This window comes from Oscillospiraceae bacterium (assembly GCA_035380125.1).
Lineage (GTDB): Bacteria > Bacillota > Clostridia > Oscillospirales > JAKOTC01 > DAOPZJ01.
The window spans coordinates 36411-54611 of record DAOSWV010000002.1 but is presented as its reverse complement, the minus strand read 5'-3'; the positions used below and the strand labels follow the sequence as shown (position 1 = coordinate 54611).

15 protein-coding genes are annotated in these 18201 nt (G+C 51.2%); 2 read left to right on the top strand and 13 right to left on the bottom strand.

Translation table 11 applies throughout. From position 1 onward, the window contains the following. Window positions 1–232 precede the first annotated feature (232 nt). On the bottom strand, window positions 233–1030 hold the full coding sequence (locus PK629_00880) for an MBL fold metallo-hydrolase (GenBank protein ID HOP10024.1): 798 nt from the start codon (window positions 1028–1030) through the stop codon (window positions 233–235). Beyond that, window positions 1030–2364, bottom strand: a complete 1335-nt coding sequence (locus PK629_00875) for a UDP-N-acetylglucosamine 1-carboxyvinyltransferase (GenBank protein HOP10023.1) — start codon at window positions 2362–2364, stop codon at window positions 1030–1032. Before PK629_00875 ends, PK629_00880 begins: the two co-directional genes overlap by 1 nt. Window positions 2365–2624: 260 nt before the next feature. Between PK629_00875 and PK629_00870 the strand changes: the two genes are divergently transcribed. Both PK629_00870 and PK629_00865 read left to right on the top strand, forming a co-directional pair. Beyond that, complete coding sequence (locus PK629_00870) at window positions 2625–3155, top strand: small multi-drug export protein (GenBank protein HOP10022.1); 531 nt, start codon at window positions 2625–2627, stop codon at window positions 3153–3155. Window positions 3156–3202: 47 nt separating this feature from the next. Continuing rightward, the gene (locus PK629_00865) at window positions 3203–4285 is read left to right on the top strand and encodes a Gfo/Idh/MocA family oxidoreductase (GenBank protein ID HOP10021.1); all 1083 of its coding nucleotides are present in this window, start codon (window positions 3203–3205) and stop codon (window positions 4283–4285) included. 68 nt (window positions 4286–4353) lie between these two features. On the opposite strand, the gene PK629_00860 is transcribed toward PK629_00865, so the two are convergent. The 11 genes from PK629_00860 to PK629_00810 all read right to left on the bottom strand — a co-directional run bounded on the left by PK629_00860 (window position 4354) and on the right by PK629_00810 (window position 18196). After that, window positions 4354–5868, bottom strand: coding sequence for a hypothetical protein (locus tag PK629_00860; protein ID HOP10020.1), 1515 nt, complete (start codon window positions 5866–5868; stop codon window positions 4354–4356). Window positions 5869–6007: 139 nt separating this feature from the next. Next, window positions 6008–6883 carry a phosphoribosylaminoimidazolesuccinocarboxamide synthase gene (locus tag PK629_00855; GenBank protein HOP10019.1) on the bottom strand — a complete coding sequence of 292 codons (876 nt, stop codon included), beginning with the start codon at window positions 6881–6883 and terminating at the stop codon, window positions 6008–6010. A gap of 47 nt (window positions 6884–6930) precedes the next feature. Next, the gene (guaB, locus tag PK629_00850) at window positions 6931–8409 is read right to left on the bottom strand and encodes an IMP dehydrogenase (protein ID HOP10018.1); all 1479 of its coding nucleotides are present in this window, start codon (window positions 8407–8409) and stop codon (window positions 6931–6933) included. A gap of 111 nt (window positions 8410–8520) precedes the next feature. Continuing rightward, complete coding sequence (locus PK629_00845; GenBank protein HOP10017.1) at window positions 8521–9744, bottom strand: hypothetical protein; 1224 nt, start codon at window positions 9742–9744, stop codon at window positions 8521–8523. A gap of 10 nt (window positions 9745–9754) precedes the next feature. Further along, on the bottom strand, window positions 9755–10846 hold the full coding sequence (hemW, locus tag PK629_00840; protein ID HOP10016.1) for a radical SAM family heme chaperone HemW: 1092 nt from the start codon (window positions 10844–10846) through the stop codon (window positions 9755–9757). Next, window positions 10843–11412, bottom strand: a complete 570-nt coding sequence (locus PK629_00835) for an HD domain-containing protein (GenBank protein HOP10015.1) — start codon at window positions 11410–11412, stop codon at window positions 10843–10845. The genes hemW and PK629_00835 overlap by 4 nt, the downstream gene beginning before the upstream one ends. Window positions 11413–11456: 44 nt before the next feature. After that, on the bottom strand, window positions 11457–13262 hold the full coding sequence (gene lepA / locus PK629_00830) for a translation elongation factor 4 (protein HOP10014.1): 1806 nt from the start codon (window positions 13260–13262) through the stop codon (window positions 11457–11459). A gap of 16 nt (window positions 13263–13278) precedes the next feature. Continuing rightward, entirely contained in the window at window positions 13279–14499 is a 1221-nt protein-coding gene (locus PK629_00825; GenBank protein HOP10013.1) for a pitrilysin family protein, read from the bottom strand. A 217-nt stretch (window positions 14500–14716) separates the two neighbouring features. Beyond that, window positions 14717–16888, bottom strand: coding sequence for a polyribonucleotide nucleotidyltransferase (locus tag PK629_00820; protein ID HOP10012.1), 2172 nt, complete (start codon window positions 16886–16888; stop codon window positions 14717–14719). Window positions 16889–17059: 171 nt separating this feature from the next. Next, window positions 17060–17326: a 30S ribosomal protein S15 gene (rpsO, locus tag PK629_00815; protein HOP10011.1), complete on the bottom strand. Its 267-nt coding sequence runs from the start codon at window positions 17324–17326 to the stop codon at window positions 17060–17062. A 138-nt stretch (window positions 17327–17464) separates the two neighbouring features. Then, the gene (locus PK629_00810; protein ID HOP10010.1) at window positions 17465–18196 is read right to left on the bottom strand and encodes a hypothetical protein; all 732 of its coding nucleotides are present in this window, start codon (window positions 18194–18196) and stop codon (window positions 17465–17467) included. Window positions 18197–18201 lie beyond the last annotated feature (5 nt).

Below are 18201 nucleotides of genomic sequence, written 5' to 3'. Positions count from 1 at the left end.
GTGCGACGCGCTTGCGTCCGCTCAAAAAGGGTTCTTTGAGTCCACCGATACAAATCACTTTAATATTCATAGCATTTTACCTTGTGCGACGCGCTTGCGTCCGCGCAGAAAGGGTTCTTTGAGTTCACCGATACAAATCACTTTAATATTCATAGCATTTTACCTTGTGCGACACGCTTGCGTCCGCGCAAAAACGGTTCTTTTAATCCACCCACGCAAATAATTTTAATGTTCATAAAACTGAATAATGCTTTGCTGCAGCCATAGCCGGAGCGACATGCAGTCCGAATTCCCCGTCCGCTTCCGCACCGCATTCGCAAAGTTTCCGGTTTACGGTGTCAAACGCCACGTCGGGCAGATTGTTTTCTCTTGAAAGATGCGCCAGCACAAAATTTCTGGTACCGCTATGTAACAAAATCGCCGAGAGTGAGGCACAGTCCCGGTTTGACAAATGCCCTTCCGCGCCTAAAATGCGCATTTTTAGCCAATAGGGGTAATTGCCCGCGCGCAGAATATTCTCGTCATGATTGGACTCGATCACCACGGTTTTACAGCCCGAGAGCGCTTCGACAATCGTATCGCTGCGGTGTCCGAGGTCGGTACAGACGCCGATGCGTCCGCCGCTTTCCGTCTCGATCACATATCCGCAGCTGCCAGGACAGTCATGCGGCGTCTCGAACGGCGTTACAAAAAAACGCCCCACGCCGATACCCTGTTCGTCAATCGGACAAAGCATCGCTTCCGGTCCGACGATTCCCTCAAATAACAGATTATCGATGGTCTGTGCAGAGGCGAAAATCGGTATATCGGGCAATTTTTTGGTAAGTACTTTCAACGCGCTGATATGGTCATTATGCGCATGGGTAACAAAAACCGCCCGAATCCCCCGGACGGGGAAATCGAGCGACTTCAATCCTTCGGAAATGGCTTTAAAATTCCTTCCGGCATCGATCAAAATCCCGTCGTCACAGCCGCCGATATAACAGCTGTTACCCGAACTGCCGGAGAATAAAGTGGAAACACTGTCCATTAATTTGCCTTTTTCAATGGTTTCTCGCCGTTCATTTGCGCTTGTCGAGAAGGCGTTTCTTCTCCGTTTTTGGATGCGGAGATCCGCGTGATGTCCGCTCCCAGCGCCGAGAGCTTTTTCTCCAAAAATTCATAGCCGCGTTCGATATAGATGATGTCTTCAACTTCTGTTGTGCCCTTTGCGACCAGTCCCGCAATCACCATGGCCACGCCTGCACGCAGATCGGTGGCCCGCACCGTCGCACCCGTCAGATTTTCGACGCCTTCAAACACGGCGGTTTTTCCGTCGACCTTGACCATTGCACCCATCCGAGCCAATTCCTCGGTATAGCGGAACCGGTTATCGGTCACACCTTCACTGATGACGCTGGTGCCGTTGGCGATGGCGCACAACACGCCCGCCTGCGGCTGCATATCGGTCGGGAAACCGGGATGCGGCTGAGTCTTGATGTTAACGCGCTGAAGACGATCGGCACAGCGAACCCGCATCCAGTCGTCCTCGTCGATGATCTCCGCACCCATTTCGGTAAGCTTGGCCGAAATGGATTCAAGATGTTTGGGGATAATATTTTTGATCAGAATGTCGCCGCCGGTCGCCACTGCAATGGCCATAAAGGTGCCGGCCTCAATCTGATCGGGAATGACGCCGTAAGTGGTGCCGTGCAGATACGGTACGCCGCGGATTTTAATGACGTCGGTACCTGCGCCGCGGATATCCGCGCCTGCCGAGTTTAAAAAGTTGGCCACATCAACGACATGAGGTTCTTTGGCCGCATTTTCAATCACAGTCAACCCGTCGGCTTTGGTCGCCGCCAGCATGACGTTGATCGTACCCCCGACCGTGATGTTGTCGAAATAGACCGAATTCCCAACCAGCCGTCCGTTCTTGGCGATGGTCTCGATAAAGCCGTGTTCCACGCTGACGGCCGCACCGAGTGCTTCAAAGCCCTTGATGTGCTGATCAATCGGGCGGGAGCCGAAATCACAGCCGCCGGGCATACAGACCTTGGCTCTGCCGAAACGACCGAGCAGCGTGCCGATAAAGTAATAGGAGGCCCGCATCAGCTTGGTCAGTTTATAGGGAATTTCCACGTTTTTTATAGTGGATGAATCTATCTCAATGGTCTTTGAATCGATATGGGTGATCTTGGCGCCGAGTCGGTCGTAAATCTGCATAAAGACGTCGACGTCCCCGATCTGTGAGAGGTTCTCAATACGGCACGGCTCATCACACAGCGATGCCGCCGCCAAAATCGCGACCGAAGCGTTTTTATTTCCGCTGATCTCGACTTCGCCCGAAAGCCGCTTGCCGCCGTTGATAACAAATTTGTCCATTCTGTTACCTTCCCGTGTGAATTTTTCAAAGCGCAAACGGTTTATCACCGGGTTAAAAACCGTTCTCGCCGTATACACAAATCTATGATACCACATTTCCAATAAAAGCGCAAATATTTAAGAAAATTTTTACCGCCGTGTTTTACACGACCGTATTCTCATTGTACCCAGTTTTTCGGTTTTGCAATCAGCTTTTCGTTGACAAAACGCGCCGCCGATGGTAAGATGTTCCCATCTTGTTTTGTGAAAGGAACGCAAATTTGGAACAGCTGACTTTTCTGGAAAATTGCGCACAGCTTCCGCTTATCATAAAATATCTGATCGTACTCGCCATCGGTTTTGTCCCGGTATTCGAAATCCGCCTTGCGATGGTCGCGGGAACCTGTTATTTGGGACTTGGAATTGTCGAGACGTTTATTTTCGGTTTAATCGGAAATCTTCTGCTGATTTTTCCGATGGTCATTTTGGGCAGAACACTGATCAAATGGCTCGAGACGACAAAAATTTTGGGCTGGTTCGGACGCTGGATGTCGGGCCGAACCCAAAAGAAAATGGATCGAATCACCACGCTGACCAGCATCGGCTTATTTTTCTTTGTTGCAATTCCGGTACCGGGTACCGGCGTGTTTACCGGCGGACTGATTGCCTCGTTCATGGACGTGCGGCTGAAAAAGGCATTCCCGTCACTTGCGATCGGCGCTGCCGTAGCCGGTATCGCCAGTATGATTATTTACGCACTGCCCGTCTATGCGGGGCTGCACGGCAGTACGAGTATTCCCTGGTTTCGATAAATCTTTAATATAAATCGCACTCACGATAAGAAAGGATCGTAAACACTATGGAAAACACGCAAAAGACCAAAATCGCCATCATCGGCTGCGGCGGCATCAATCGCTGGGCGCATATGCCGGCCTACAAGGAGATGAAAGATCTCGTTGAAATCGTCGCGGTTTGTGACATCAAACCCGAAAAGGCCGAGATTATCGCCAAAGAACTCGGTATCGAAAAAATCTATACCGATTATAAAGAGATGCTCGACACCGAAAAACCGGATGCTGTCGACTTGTGCGTGCCGAACTATCTGCACTCGATCATGGCCGTCTATGCGCTTGAACACGGCATGCACGTCTTTTCGGAAAAACCCGACGCCGTCTCCGTCGAAGAGGTTTTAAAGATGAAAGCCGCCGCCGAAAAGAGCGGCAAGGTACTCATGGTCATGCGCAACAACCGTTACCGCCCGACCGCGGTATTTGCGAAAAAATACATCGCCGACGGTAAAATGGGCGAAATCTACGCCGCCCGCTGCGGCTGGCAGCGCCGTCGCGGCATCCCCGGCAAGGGCGGCTGGTTCACCACCAAAGCCCAGTCCGGCGGCGGCCCGTTAATCGACCTCGGCGTACATATGATCGACCTGGCCATCTGGCTGATGGGCAATCCGGTGCCGGTCGCGGTCACCGGCTGCACCTACAGCAAATTTGCCAATCTCGGCGATATCACCGACTCAATGCACTCGATGTTCGGCGAAGTCAATAAAAACGGCGTTTTTGATGTCGAAGACCTTGCAATGGGCTTTATCAAATTCGATAACGGCGCCTGTATGCAGATCGAATTCTCCTGGGCATCAAACATCGGAAAAGAGCGCAATTTTGTCGAGCTTCGCGGCACCAAGGCAGGCTGCGAAATTGCCAGTGACAACGGCCTACACATTTTTACCGAAGAATACGGCAAAACCGTCAACTACGACCCGCTTGTCAATGACGAAAAAGGCGTTCCGCAGCACGAGGCCAATCTGCGCCATTTTGTCGACGTGCTGCAAAAAGGCGTCACGCCGGACTTTGTCCCGCAGCAGGGCGTTAACATGATCAAAATTCTCGAGGCCATCTATAAATCCGCCGCCACCGGCAAAGAGGTTATTCTGTAAAATACAACTATAACTAGATAAGGACGGGCAAAATGCCCGTCCTTATTTATTATTAAACCGTTTTATATTTATGGTATTTGAAATTTGCCTTGAAAAACCTCAAATATTGCTTTAAATCTATCATTTATTCTATATGGATGATCACCGCCGGAATAATACCATACTCCGTCAATTTTCACACCGATATATACATACTGTTGAAATTTGTAACCGCCGAAACCAATCTCGTTAGGCATAGTTCTAAAATCATAGTTCGAAAGAATTTGAACTAATTCATAATAATCCTGCTCCGAAACAGAACGCTTTGAGAGAAGCGTTGACGAAGGTGTTTCATCGACAAAAGGCGTAAAATCAACCTCATATCTATGATAGGCGACTTCCAAATCCGGTGTAATTGTATATGAATGATATCTGTCGTCTTTTTGATTAACATCGTTATAAAATACCATGATCTTATCAATATTCAGTGGTTCCCGTTCATAATCATATGAATCAATCTGGTATTTTTTATAAAATGCCTTAATCATCTCAGCGCTTTGCGGCTCATCGAAAATAATAAATATATCATACGATTTAATATCTTTATAAAGAAACGGTGTGCCCATATGAGAAATCGATAGTTTGGAATTGAATTCCTGATTCGCTTTTTGTATCAGTGCCTGAATTGTCTCATTATCCAGAGCATTATTAAGGTATATGGTAATCCCTCGTAAAAAAGATAAATCGGTGCTCCGCCCTTTCCCATAGCAATTTGAAATTTCGTAAATATTGCTTTGATTATTAAATAATTCAATCCATGGCAAAAAGAAATTGTCACTTTCGAATTCACCAAGTGGAATACTTTTCGTTGCCCCATAAAGTTCCGCTTCATCTACTGCCTGACCCGCATAAACTAGTTCAACACTCGGGTGCATAACGCATGAACTTGCATATGGTGCAAGAACAGTTGAACCTGTATCTTGTTTTATCTGTTGAGCTAATTCATAAAAATCAAACGTATATGGTACATTAAAAGTATATAAATACTTGTGGTTTTCAATCGTCATAAGAGTCGAAACACAATCAAGTTGTGCTTTATTATAAGATGCTATCGGATAAGGGAGCGCACCAATCCACAAATCGTTATAAAAATTTATCTCATTATCACTTTCCATATATTCCGTTTCATCAATATTTACGACCTCGAATTCTTTTCTAAAGGCATCTATTTGATCTTTAGATTGACTAAAATACACTTCATGACTCTCTTCAACACTATTATGCATTAGAATGTATTGAACATCATCCTCGTGCCCCTTAAAAACCTTCAATATAACCCTTGAAAGGTCTATATATATTTCTGATGTTTCAGCGCTTCTTGAAGTTACAGAATCCGCGGATATAATTTCGCTGTCTGCCTTCTCATCAGCGATTCTCGAAGTTAAAGAAGATGTAAAATTGCTACTTGAGATCACGCTACTAATTTCAGAAGCGTTATCTGATGAATTCACACGACTACTATTTTGAGATCCATTTATATCTATTAAATCGCATGCAGCAAAAACTAAGACAACAATAACTAAAGCGCAGATGAAGCGTTTCATATTTACCTCCCGATTTTCATTGGGCTATTATAAATATAACAGCATTCCTATAATTTGTCAATCTTGTCATAAAAAGAACGACCCCTTGCGGAGCCGCTCTTTTAATCATTTTCACTTTCTTACTTTGGTTGATCGTTTCTTATATCGCCTCTCCGGTCAATTTCTTGCAGCATTCCGCATACAAACCGGCCGTTTTTTCAATGATGTTCTCCGGCAAACGCGGTGCGGGTGTCACGCCGTCCAGTTTGTTTTGAATCAGCCAGTCCCTTACAAACTGTTTGTCGTATGATTTCGGCGATTCGCCTACGCGATATGCGGCGGCATCCCAGAACCGGCTGGAGTCGGGCGTGAATATCTCATCCGCCAAGACCAAGTTTCCGCTCTGATCCAAGCCGAATTCGAATTTTGTGTCCGCGATGATAATTCCCTGTTTGATTGCATAATCAAAACATTTTTCATATAGCCGCAATGAAATGTCGCATATTTTGTCGGCCAAATCCTGCCCGATACCCTCTGCCAGCTGTTCCAATGTGATGTTGATATCGTGCCCCTCGCTGCTTTTGGCGGATGGTGTGATGATCGGCTTGTCCAATTTTTCAGCCTGCTGATGCACGCCCGAAAACTTTAACCCGCAAAATTCCTCTCCCGATTGATACGCTTTCCACATGCTTCCGAACAGGTATCCGCGCACGATGATTTCAAAGGGCAGCATCTTGAGTTTTTTTACTTTGATTGTCCTGTCCTTAAAATCCTCGTGTTGAAACGGCGCGGGTAACTCGCAGAGTTCGGTTGCCACGAGATGATTGGAAACGATATCTTTCGTAAAATCAAACCAGAAATTTGAGATTTTGTTCAACGCGATGCCCTTTTTCGGAATTTTGCTGTCTAGTATCACGTCAAACGAAGATATCCGATCAGTTGTGACGATAACAAGCTCATTTCTTCCGATATCAAACACCTCGCGGACCTTACCGGACACGATTTTCGGAAACGGGATTTCTTGAAATTCGTTCATGTTGCCTCCCTTATATGAAAACGGTATAAAACACCGTTTTCATATTTTCACTGCGGGTTGATCGTATAGTTTGGTGCTTCCTTAGTGATATAAATGTCGTGCGGATGGCTCTCTTTGAGCCCGGCGTTGGTAATGGTCAAAAAGCGCGCTTTGGTTTGAAGTTCGGGAATGTCGTGGCAGCCGCAGTAACCCATGCCGGAACGCAGACCGCCCAGCAGCTGAAACACCGTATCCGAAATCGGACCCTTATAGGGAACGCGACCCTCGACGCCCTCGGGGACAAGCTTTTTGCTGCCGGTCTGGAAATAGCGATCCTTGCTGCCCTTTTCCATCGCCGCCATGCTGCCCATGCCGCGATAAACCTTGAAACTGCGGCCCTGATAGATCTCTGTCTCACCGGGGGCCTCTTCGCAGCCGGCCAGCAGCGAACCCAGCATCACCGCGTTTGCGCCCGCCGCAATCGCCTTGACGATATCGCCGGAGTATTTGATGCCGCCGTCGGCGATCACCGGAATCCCGGCTTTTGAAGCCTCGCAGGCGACGTCATAGACCGCTGTGATCTGGGGTACACCAATACCGGCGACCACGCGGGTCGTGCAGATTGAGCCGGGACCCATGCCGACCTTGACGGCATCGGCGCCCGCATCGATCAGGGCTTTTGCGCCCTCACCGGTCGCGATATTGCCAACGATAATCTGCGAATTTGAATAGTGCTTTTTAACATTTTTCAGGCAATCAAGAATATTTTTGCTGTGTCCGTGCGCCGAATCGAGTACCAAGACGTCCGCGCCCGCTTCGAGCAATGCGCCGGAACGGTCGAGCACGTCATCGGTCACGCCGATGGCCGCGCCGCAAAGCAAACGTCCTTTGGTGTCGCGTGCGGAATTCGGATACCTTGTCGCCTTCTCGATATCCTTAATCGTGATCAGGCCTTTTAATTCACCCTTATCGTTGACCAGCGGCAGCTTTTCGACTTTATATTTCTGCAAAATCGCCTTGGCCTGTTCCAAACTCGTGCCGACCGGTGCGGTGATCAGACGGTCACCCGGGGTCATGACCTCGCGGATGCGGCTGTCGAAGTCGGACAAAAACCGCAAATCGCGGTTGGTGATCAGGCCTACGAGCTTTCCGTTTTCGCAGATCGGCACGCCGCTGATCTTAAATTTTCCCATCAGCTGATCGGCCTCATAAACAAAATGGTCCGGCGAGAGGAAAAACGGATCATGAATGACCCCGTTTTCGGATCGTTTGACCCGTTCCACTTCGTCGGCCTGTGTCTCGATAGGCATATTCTTATGAATGATTCCGATGCCGCCTTCGCGCGCCATTGCGATGGCGGTTCCGCTCTCCGTGACCGTATCCATCGCCGCACTCAAAAGCGGGGTATTCAGCATGATGGTGCTGGTTAGGCGGGAAAACAATTTAATCTCCGTCGGAACAACGTCTGAATAGGCCGGAATGAGCAGCACATCGTCAAACGTCAGCCCCTGTTTGACGAATTTTTGATTGATGTCGGTATTGATCATATGCCCCACCCCTTTAAAATATTTTTAGTACTATAACACAACGCCCCCGCGTTGTCAATGAAAAAATCGAAAAATCTCATATCAATATTCTACCATGCGGCCGCATTTTTGTCAATTCGATTCCGCTTCGAGCATTTTCTTAAACCAGGTAAACGGTAGTGCCGCCGAAGTACCGTAATTGAGTCCCGACGGTTCGCCGTCATCGTCCCGGAAAAACTCATACGGTGAGCCTCCCACCCGATGTTTTTTGGTGTGTAAAATAAAATCATCCATCAAATCCCGCGCAGCCTCCGGCGAGACCGTATTCAGCGCATACACATACCAGCCCGTCGCCGTAGACCACCACGCGCCGTTTTGATAATTTCCCTTCGCCAGCCCGGGCGCGCACTCCCAAGCCGAATCCTCCGAAAAATCCCGGCTCTTCGGAACATGCCGGATATATCCATCTTTGACCGCGTCTCCGCTTCGATACGCCGCCATCAGCGCATTCGCCGCCGCTTTTGCGTCTTTTCCGACTAACACGCCGTAACAAATCGCACAGGCCGTACCCCAGACGTCGGGCTGCGCGCCGATTTCGGTCGCCGACAACAGCCATCCGGTCTCTTTTTCAAAAAACGTCTCCCTGATCGCAATAGCAAGGTTGTCTGCACGCCGGTCATATTCCGGGTTGCCGAGCGCTTTCGCCAGCAACCGCGCCGCCCAAAGCCGAAACAGCGACGGAAACAACAGTTTTCCGGTCTTGACAATCAAATCACAAAATCCCCAGTCGACCGCCCGTTTCGCCTCGTCGCAGGCGCAAAGTCCTGTTTCAGCGTCGATACAATAAGCATTCCAAACCGGCTCGGCCAGTGCTTCCAGTTCCTCTCGCACTTCGGGGTCATCATATTTCAGCAGATATTCGGCGGCCATACTCAAAAACAGGTAATTGTCGCATAACGGCGGCAAAAATCCGCAACGCCCGCACCCCTGATCGTCTCCCGACGAATAGGTACCCGGGAAAAACACCGGCTTACCGTCGTAATTGATATGATCCGCAACCGCGAAAGGCGGCGCCGATAAACCGTTTGCCAGCGTTTTGGTCTCGGGTCCGTTGACCCCGTGCCGGGCAATGATTTGGATATACCGCTTCCAATCTTCGCGTGAAAACAACCCGCTCTCGGCCATCATCGCGCAGTCGCGCACCCAAAAACTCGGGTATTTCCCATCCCCGGACGGCACCGCAATCCGCATGATCTCCGATTCTCTCAGGTAATCACACTTTTGCTCAAAGGTACACGCTTCCAATACCTCCGAAGCCATTTGTTTTAAATAGTCCAGCCGTTCCCGATCCGTCATATTTCCTCCGTCAAAGTTCGCATAGAATCCGCGAAATGATCGAGTTGCTAACCAAAAATCCCTTCGGTGTCAGCGAAAACCTGCCGTCTTTTTCCGTTGCCAGTCCGTTTTTTATCCAGTCTTTCATCGGCTTTTCAAGGTTTGCCGTTCCCTTTTCTCCGATCAACCGTTTCAGCTCATTAATCGCGATCCCCTCCGTCAGCCGCAGCGCCATGGCGATTTTCTCTTCGGCATTTCCTCCGTCACCATCGAATACGGTCTTTTGCGGGTTTTGCAAAAACCCCACCAGATCACGCGGATAATAAAATCGCCTTCCGTTATAAAAACTGTGCGCCGCCGGGCCGAGGCCGACATACGGTTCCAGCGTCCAGTATTTTAAATTGTGGCGGCTCTTTCCGCCCGGTTTGGCAAAATTCGAGATCTCGTACTGCGCAAACCCGTTTTCTTCAAGCGTTTCACATACCGCCAGATAACTGTCTGCAGTTGAGTCCTCGTCCGGCAGATTTAACTTCATGCCCGCAAACAGCGTTCCCTGCTCCACTTTGAGCAGATACGCGCTGATGTGGTCGAGCGGCAGTTGGCAAAGCGCTTTCGCTGTGTTTTTATCTTTTTCGGGTGTAGCATCCGGCAGCGATAACATCAAATCCGCCGAAATATGCCGAAACCCCGCTTGATATGCCGTTTCGACCGCAGATATTGCCTGTTTCGCATCATGCCGCCGCCCGAGTTTTTTCAAAACTTCATCGTCCAGTGACTGCACTCCGATTGAAATCCGGTTAAACCCGCCGTCAAACAGCGTCTTCGCCGCTTCCGGAGAAACGTCTTCCGGATTAGATTCAAGCGTAATTTCACTGTTTGTCTTCAATCGAAAGATCCCGCAAAGCTCGTCCAGCAGTCTGCACAGATTATGCGCCCCGAGCAGCAGCGGATTACCCCCGCCGAAATAGGCCGTGTCGATTTTTTCATCCCGATACGGTTCTGCGGCTTTTAAAACCGCTTGAATATACGATTCGGCCACGCCGTCGTCCGGCCTGACCGAATAAAAATCGCAGTAATGGCATTTCGAGCGGCAAAACGGCACATGGATATATAAGCCGGTCATTTCTTGCCCTCGGTTTCTATTTTTCGGAGCGTGTCGGCAAGCACCTGTGCCCGCAGTTTTTCCAAAACCGGATGGCACTTCGCCTCTTCGATTCCATAGGTCTGCTGAAGTTCGTATTCAATCGGAATCCATGTGGCGATATCGGCCTCGTTGTGAGAAATCACGGCCTCCATCATATCCAATGCCCGCCAGACCTTGGCCTCGATGGTCTTTTTTTCGGCCATCTCGTCGAACAACCCCGCAATCTCATCCTTTTTCTCGGTCGGCAGGGTCGCCGCAAGTTTCTGCACCACATCGTCCTCATGCGCGATATCCTTGTCGCTCTTTTGAAACGACGGGATGTCGCCGGTGACCGCCTCTCCGAAGTCGTGAATAAGGCACATTTTGATCACCTTATCCGTATCCACACCGTCGAGGTCGCCCGCCAGCAGATAGGCCATCGCCGACAGCCGCCAGCTGTGTTCGGCCACGCTCTCGGCCCGTCCGGCGGTGGTAAAATTGTGTCGGGTGTAGCACTTGCACTTTTCGATCTTGCTTAAAAAATCGAGGAATTTTCGTTCATCCAACTTTACGACCACCTTTCGAAGATTTATAAAACTTTTATAAAATTCTACTCGTCCAGCTTCAGCACGTTCATAAACGCCTCGGGCGGCACTTCGATGCTGCCCAGCTGGCGCATCTTCTTTTTGCCCTCTTTCTGCTTTTCAAGCAGCTTCTTTTTACGGGTGATGTCGCCGCCGTAGCACTTGGCCAACACGTCCTTGCGCATAGCTTTGACGGTCTCGCGAGCGATGATCCGGCCACCGACCGCCGCCTGCACCGGCACCTCGAACATCTGCCGCGGGATATTGTCTTTCAGCTTTTCGACCATCCGACGCGCGCGCCCGTTGACCCGCTCGGCATTGACGATGAACGACAACGCGTCGACGATATCACCGTTCAGCAGAATATCCATTTTCACCAGCTGCGCTTCCTTATAGCCCTTGAATTCATAATCCAGCGACGCATAACCCTTAGTACGAGATTTTAACGCGTCAAAAAAGTCGTAGATAATTTCGTTCAGCGGCAGTTCGTAGTGGATGTCGACACGTGCGGCGTCGAGATAGTGCATATCCTTGAAAATACCTCGCCGGTCCTGTGCCAGTTCCATAATGCTGCCAACGTATTCCGAAGGTGAAAAGATGTGCGCGTCGACGATCGGTTCCTCGGCTTTTGAAATCAGCGAAGGATCGGGATAATTGGTGGGATTATCGATCATTCTTACGCTCTTATCGTTCAGTGTCAGCTTGTAAACAACGCTTGGGGCGGTCGTAATCAAATCCATATCGAATTCGCGTTCAAGCCGCTCCTGAATGATCTCCATGTGCAGCAGCCCCAAAAATCCGCAGCGGAACCCGAATCCGAGCGCCTTGGAGGTCTCCGGTTCGAAAAACAGCGCCGCATCGTTCAATTGCAGCTTTTCCAACGCGTCGCGCAGGTCGCCGTAACGCGCCCCGTCCGCAGGATAGATGCCGCAATAAACCATCGACCTCACTTTTTTATAACCCGGCAGCGGCTCTTTGGCGCGGCGTTCGGCGCTGGTCACGGTATCGCCGACGGCCACGTCGCGCACGGTCTTGATCGAAGCGGTGATATAACCCACCTCGCCGGCCTCCAACGTCGGGGTCGGCTGATGTTTCGTCGGCAGCATCACACCGACTTCGGTCACGTCGAATTCGGTACCAAGTGCCATCATTTTAATCGTATCACCGATTTTGACTTTGCCGTCGAACACCCGCACATAGATGATAACGCCTTTGTAGCTGTCATAAAACGAATCGAAAATCAACGCCCGCAGGGGGGCTTCGCGGTCGGCTGTCGGCGGCGGGCATTGATGCACGACCTGCCGCATCACCGCGTCGATATTGATATCGTTTTTGGCTGAAACCTGCGGCGCGTCCTGTGCCGGAATGCCGATGATGTTTTCAATCTCCTCAATCGCGTCCTGCGGCCTTGCCGACGGCAGATCAATCTTGTTGATGACCGGAATGATTTCAAGCTGGTGGTCGACGGCGAGATATGTATTCGCCAAGGTCTGCGCCTCGACACCCTGCGTGGCGTCGACGACCAACACTGCGCCTTCGCAAGCGGCCAACGACCGGCTGACCTCATAGTTGAAGTCGACGTGCCCCGGCGTGTCAATCAAGTTGAATTCATATTGCTGACCGTCGCAATCGTAACTCAAATTGACGGCGCGGGCCTTGATCGTAATGCCGCGTTCGCGTTCGATGTCCATATTGTCCAGAATCTGATCGGTTTTTTCGCGCACACTGACCGCGTTGGCATGCTCCAGAATGCGGTCGGCGAGGGTGCTTTTGCCGTGGTCAATGTGGGCGATGATGCAGAAATTCCGGATGAATTTCGGATCGACAGCCATTGATTTTCTCCTCTTTTTATTTCAATTTTCCCGCAAAACAGCTTGCGGGTTTATTTTTCAGCGTCTGCTGTGCAAGGTCACGGACCGCATCGAGCGTCACAGAGGCAATCAGCGCCCGTGATTGGCGTTCGGTGCGCTGCGGCAGACCCAGAATTTCGCGCCTGCCCATGTCCATAGCCAAATTATACGAGTTTTCGTAACCCATCGCAAGCCCCGCACTCGCCTGATTTTTCGCACGTTCCAGTTCTTCGGACGTGATGCCGTCCAAAAGGCCTTTCAACACGCCGTCAATCTCCGAAAGCGCCTGCTTTTTCGCCGCAGGCGAAATCCCCGCAGAAACCGTGAATACGCCGCCGCCGAGGTGGGCTGTGAAATAACTGTAAATCGAATAGGCCAGCCCCAAATCCTCCCGCACCCGGCGGAATAACCGGCTTGAAGCCGCACCACCCGCCGCAGAATTAAATAACGACATCGCGGCGGCCTGTTTGCTGCCGATCTGCACGCCCGGATAGGCAAGGCAGAGCTGAAGCTGTTCGGTTTTACGCGAAAAACTCACGGTGTTGCCGAAATTAAAAATCGGAGCCGTAAGTTGCATTTTCTCAAATCCCGTCTTTTTCAACGATGAAAACGCCTTTTCAAGCGCTTCCGCCACCCGGTTCTCATCGAAATTCCCGCTGACGGCCACGACGATGTTCTCCGGCCGGTAAAACTGTTCATAAAACGCCCGCAGATTTCCGCTGTTGACCCCGCCGACGCTTGCGGAAGTCCCGACGATGTTCCGCCCGAGCGGATGCGGCGTCCAGGCGGCCTGAAAGATGCCGTCGGCGGCCAGATCCTCGGGATCGTCGTTATACATATTGATCTCTTCCAAAATCACGCCCCGTTCGGTGTCGACGTCGGAAGCTGCGAAAACCGGGTCGGTCACAATGTCGCCCAGAATCTCAATACCCCTTGCACCGAATTCGGGCAGTGTCCGGATATAAAAGCAGGTGTATTCCTTGGATGTATAAGCATTCAGCTGCGCGCCGATCAAATCGGTCTCGTTGGCGATGTCCAGCGAAGAACGCTTCCGGGTACCTTTGAAGAGCATGTGTTCGATAAAATGCGAAAACCCATGGCTTTGTTCTTCTTCATAACGGGAGCCGACGCCGATAAAAGCCGCGACGGTCGCGGCCTTGGCGTAGGCACGACGGTCGGTCAGCACCCGGATCCCGTTGGAAAGTTCAAATTTCTTCATTCGATCTTTTGTCCTTTTATAAATTGTAGGGAACGGTCTTGACCGTTCCGAATTGGATTATTATTAAATGGTGACAGCCTTTACGGGTCGTCATGCCACCCCACAAGGCGGCTTGGATGCCAACCCCTACAAACGGAATGGTCAAGACCATTCCCTACATTCTATCAAACAAGGGGTTCAAATTAGATTTGAACCCCTTGTAAAGTTACGTTTCGTTCTATCTGCGCGGACCGCGGTTATTATGATGGTCATCGCGGCGCGGCGGACGCGGCGCCGAAGCCGATTCGGGCAGCGGTCTGCCCTCGATCTCGGCGATAGCGGCGACACGGGACAGATTCAGGCGGCCCTGATCGTCGATGTCGGTGACCTTGACCACGACTTCATCGCCCACGTTGACAACGTCTTCAACCTTTTCAACCCGCTGGAAGTCCAGCTTGGAGATATGCACCAGACCCTCTTTGCCCGGGGCGATCTCGACGAACGCGCCGAACTGCATCAGGCGGGTGACTTTACCCTTGTAAATCGCACCGACCTCCGGGTCGAACGCGATGGTCTTGACGATCTCGAGCGCGCGGTTGACGTTTTCAAGGTCGACGCCGAAAATCGCGACTCTGCCGTCGTCCTCAACGTCGATCTTGACGTCGCAGTCGGCGCAGATCTTCTGAATGACCTTGCCGCCGCTGCCGATAACCTCACGGATCTTGTCGGGATTGATTTTAACGGTTGCCATCTTGGGTGCATATTTCGAAAGCTGCTCACGCGGCTTGTCGATGCACTTCAGAATGACCTCGTTGATGATATGAACACGCGCTGTATAGGTCTTTTCAAGCGCCTCTTTGATGATATCGAAGGTCAGACCGTCGATCTTGAGGTCCATCTGAATCGCGGTGATGCCCTTGATGGTGCCCGCGACTTTGAAGTCCATGTCGCCGAAGAAGTCCTCGACACCCTGAATATCGACCATGGTCATCCAGCGGTCACCCTCGGTAATCAGACCGCAGGAGATGCCCGCGACCGGCGCCGCAATCGGAACGCCCGCATCCATCAGCGCCAACGTGGAACCGCAGATCGAGGCCTGCGAAGTCGAGCCGTTGGAGGAGAGGATTTCGGAGACCATACGAATCGTATAGGGGAAATCGTCCTCAGACGGGATCACCGGCAGCAGTGCGCGCTCACCGAGTGCGCCGTGGCCGATTTCGCGGCGGCCGGGACCTCTGGAAGGCCGGGTCTCACCGACTGAATAGGACGGCATGTTATAGTGGTGCATATAACGCTTGGAGTCGTCGCCGTCGATGCCGTCGAGCAGCTGCTTTTCGCCGATCGGCGCCAGTGTGGCAACCGTCAGCGCCTGCGTCTGTCCTCTGGAGAACAGGCCGGTGCCGTGGGCACGCGGCAGAATGCCGACCTCGGCATGCAGCGGGCGCATTTCGTTGAGGCCTCTGCCGTCAACGCGCTTGCCGTCGTCGAGCAGCCAGCGGCGCACGACGTATTTTTGAATCTTATAAATGCACTCGTCGATCGCGGCGGCGCTTCCTGCGACCTCGTCGAACCGCTCGTGCATCGCGTCGCGAATCGGATTCATACGCTCCTCGCGCACATTTTTGTCATCGGTGTCGAGCGCATGGCGCACGTCCTCAATGCAGGCCTCTTTGACCGCGTCGAAGAGCTCGTGAGACGGCTCGAGCGAGACGACCTCAAACTTCGGCTTGCCGACAGCGGCTTTGATCTCGTTGATAAACTCGATCATGCGCTTGTTTTCAGCATCTGCGGCACGGATGCCTTCGATCATAACTTCGTTGCTGACTTCTTTTGCGCCGGCTTCGATCATGACGACCTTGTTGGCGGAAGAGGCGACGGTAACTTCCATCTCGGAAATCGCACGCTCTTCGGCGGTCGGATTTAAAACGACCTGTCCGTTGACATAACCCGCGGAAATGCCGCTGATCGGGCCGTTCCAGGGGATGTCGGAAATGCTGATTGCAATCGAAGCGCCTACCATTGCGGTAATCTCAGGCACGCAGTCGGGGTCGACCGACATCACGGTCAGCACGACGCCGCAGTCATTGCGCATATCTTTGGGGAACAGCGGACGCAGCGGGCGGTCGATGACGCGGGAAGCCAGAATCGCAGCTTCGGACGGTCTGCCCTCGCGGCGCTGCCAGTTGCCCGGAATCTTGCCGATGGAATAGAGTTTTTCCTCGTAGTCGACCGACAGCGGGAAATAGTCCACGCCTTCACGCGGTTTGGCCGAAGCGGTTGCGCTGGCCATAACGACAGTATCGCCGTAACGGACCATGCAGGCGCCGCCCGAGAGGAATGCGTATTTTCCGATTTCAACGGAAAACGGCCTTCCGCAGAAGGTGGTTGAGAATGTTTTTACTTCACTCATGAGTAACCTCCGTATTTGATATATTACAAATCCCGGCGATTTTTAGCAATAAAGCCAAGGCGGCAAGCGCTGCCCTCGATTCACTGCTAACAATCGCAGGATATTGCCGAAAATAAGTCCCAAAAACCCGCAAAAGGGACAGGCGGAACCCGCCTGCCCCCGTGACATGCATTACTTTCTGAGTTCGAGCTTTTCGATGATCGCGCGGTACCGGCTGATGTCCTTTTTCATCAAGTAGTTCAGCAGGTTTCTGCGTTTACCGACCATTTGGAGCAACCCGCGGCGGGAATGGGCGTCCTTTTTATGAATCTTGCAGTGTTCGGTCAGATCGGCGATGCGTTTTGTAAGGATTGCGATCTGAATTTCAGGAGAGCCGGTATCGTTTTCGGTACGGGCGTTTGCGGCGATGATGCCGCCCTTGATTTCTTTGTCAAGCATGTTGTTACCACCTTTAAAATTTATCCGTTCACGCAGGATGGGCGGGTGATATTTTCTATACCCCATTCCGCGAAAAGGCACGGGAAAGTATACCACATTATTCTGCCCCTGTCAAGTGCCGATTATTTACGCCGAGGCTTAATCGTACACCACCGTGTTGATATCGGCATTTTGAAGCGCATAGACGTAATATTCCTTGGTGTCGGGGTTCTTTTTCATCACGAAAATCTTATATTTCTCTGCCGTATCGGTACTCTTTTGCTCTGTAAATTGGTCATACCAAGAACTGCTCTTGGGGTAATATCCGACCGTCAGATACATCTCGTCGCCGCTGCGCTTGATACTCTCCACCTTAGCCGTATATTCGCCGAACTCGCCCAAAATCGGCACGACGAACGAATCGATATCCGACCGATATTCAAAAATAACCGTGCCCTCTTCAGCTTCCGGATCGACTTCTCCGCCGTCAACGGTCATGCTGCGGCGCGGAATCGTCGCGTTCGGCCCGTAAAGGGTGTTGCAAACGACCTCCAGATCGGTGACCGGTATCAGAATCTGACCGTATTCGTCGGTCGAAAACCGGGTGATATCGCCGCTGAAAACCGTCGACCAAATCGAGGACTGCAAAACGATGGCGTCGCTGAGTTTGCCGGGTTCGGCAAAATTGGGCGGGTCAAGCATCACGATCGGATCGATCATCGTGGAATATTCTTCACGCAGTGCGCTGTCGTCGGTCAGCTGATAAAACAATCTCGTGCCGATGACAATTAAGGTCACAAACCCGATCACCGTCAGCAAGATAATCAGAAATCCCAACGGCGCAGCGTATCTTTTATGGCGTTTTACCACTGTTTTTTCCTGTTCGCTCATTATGA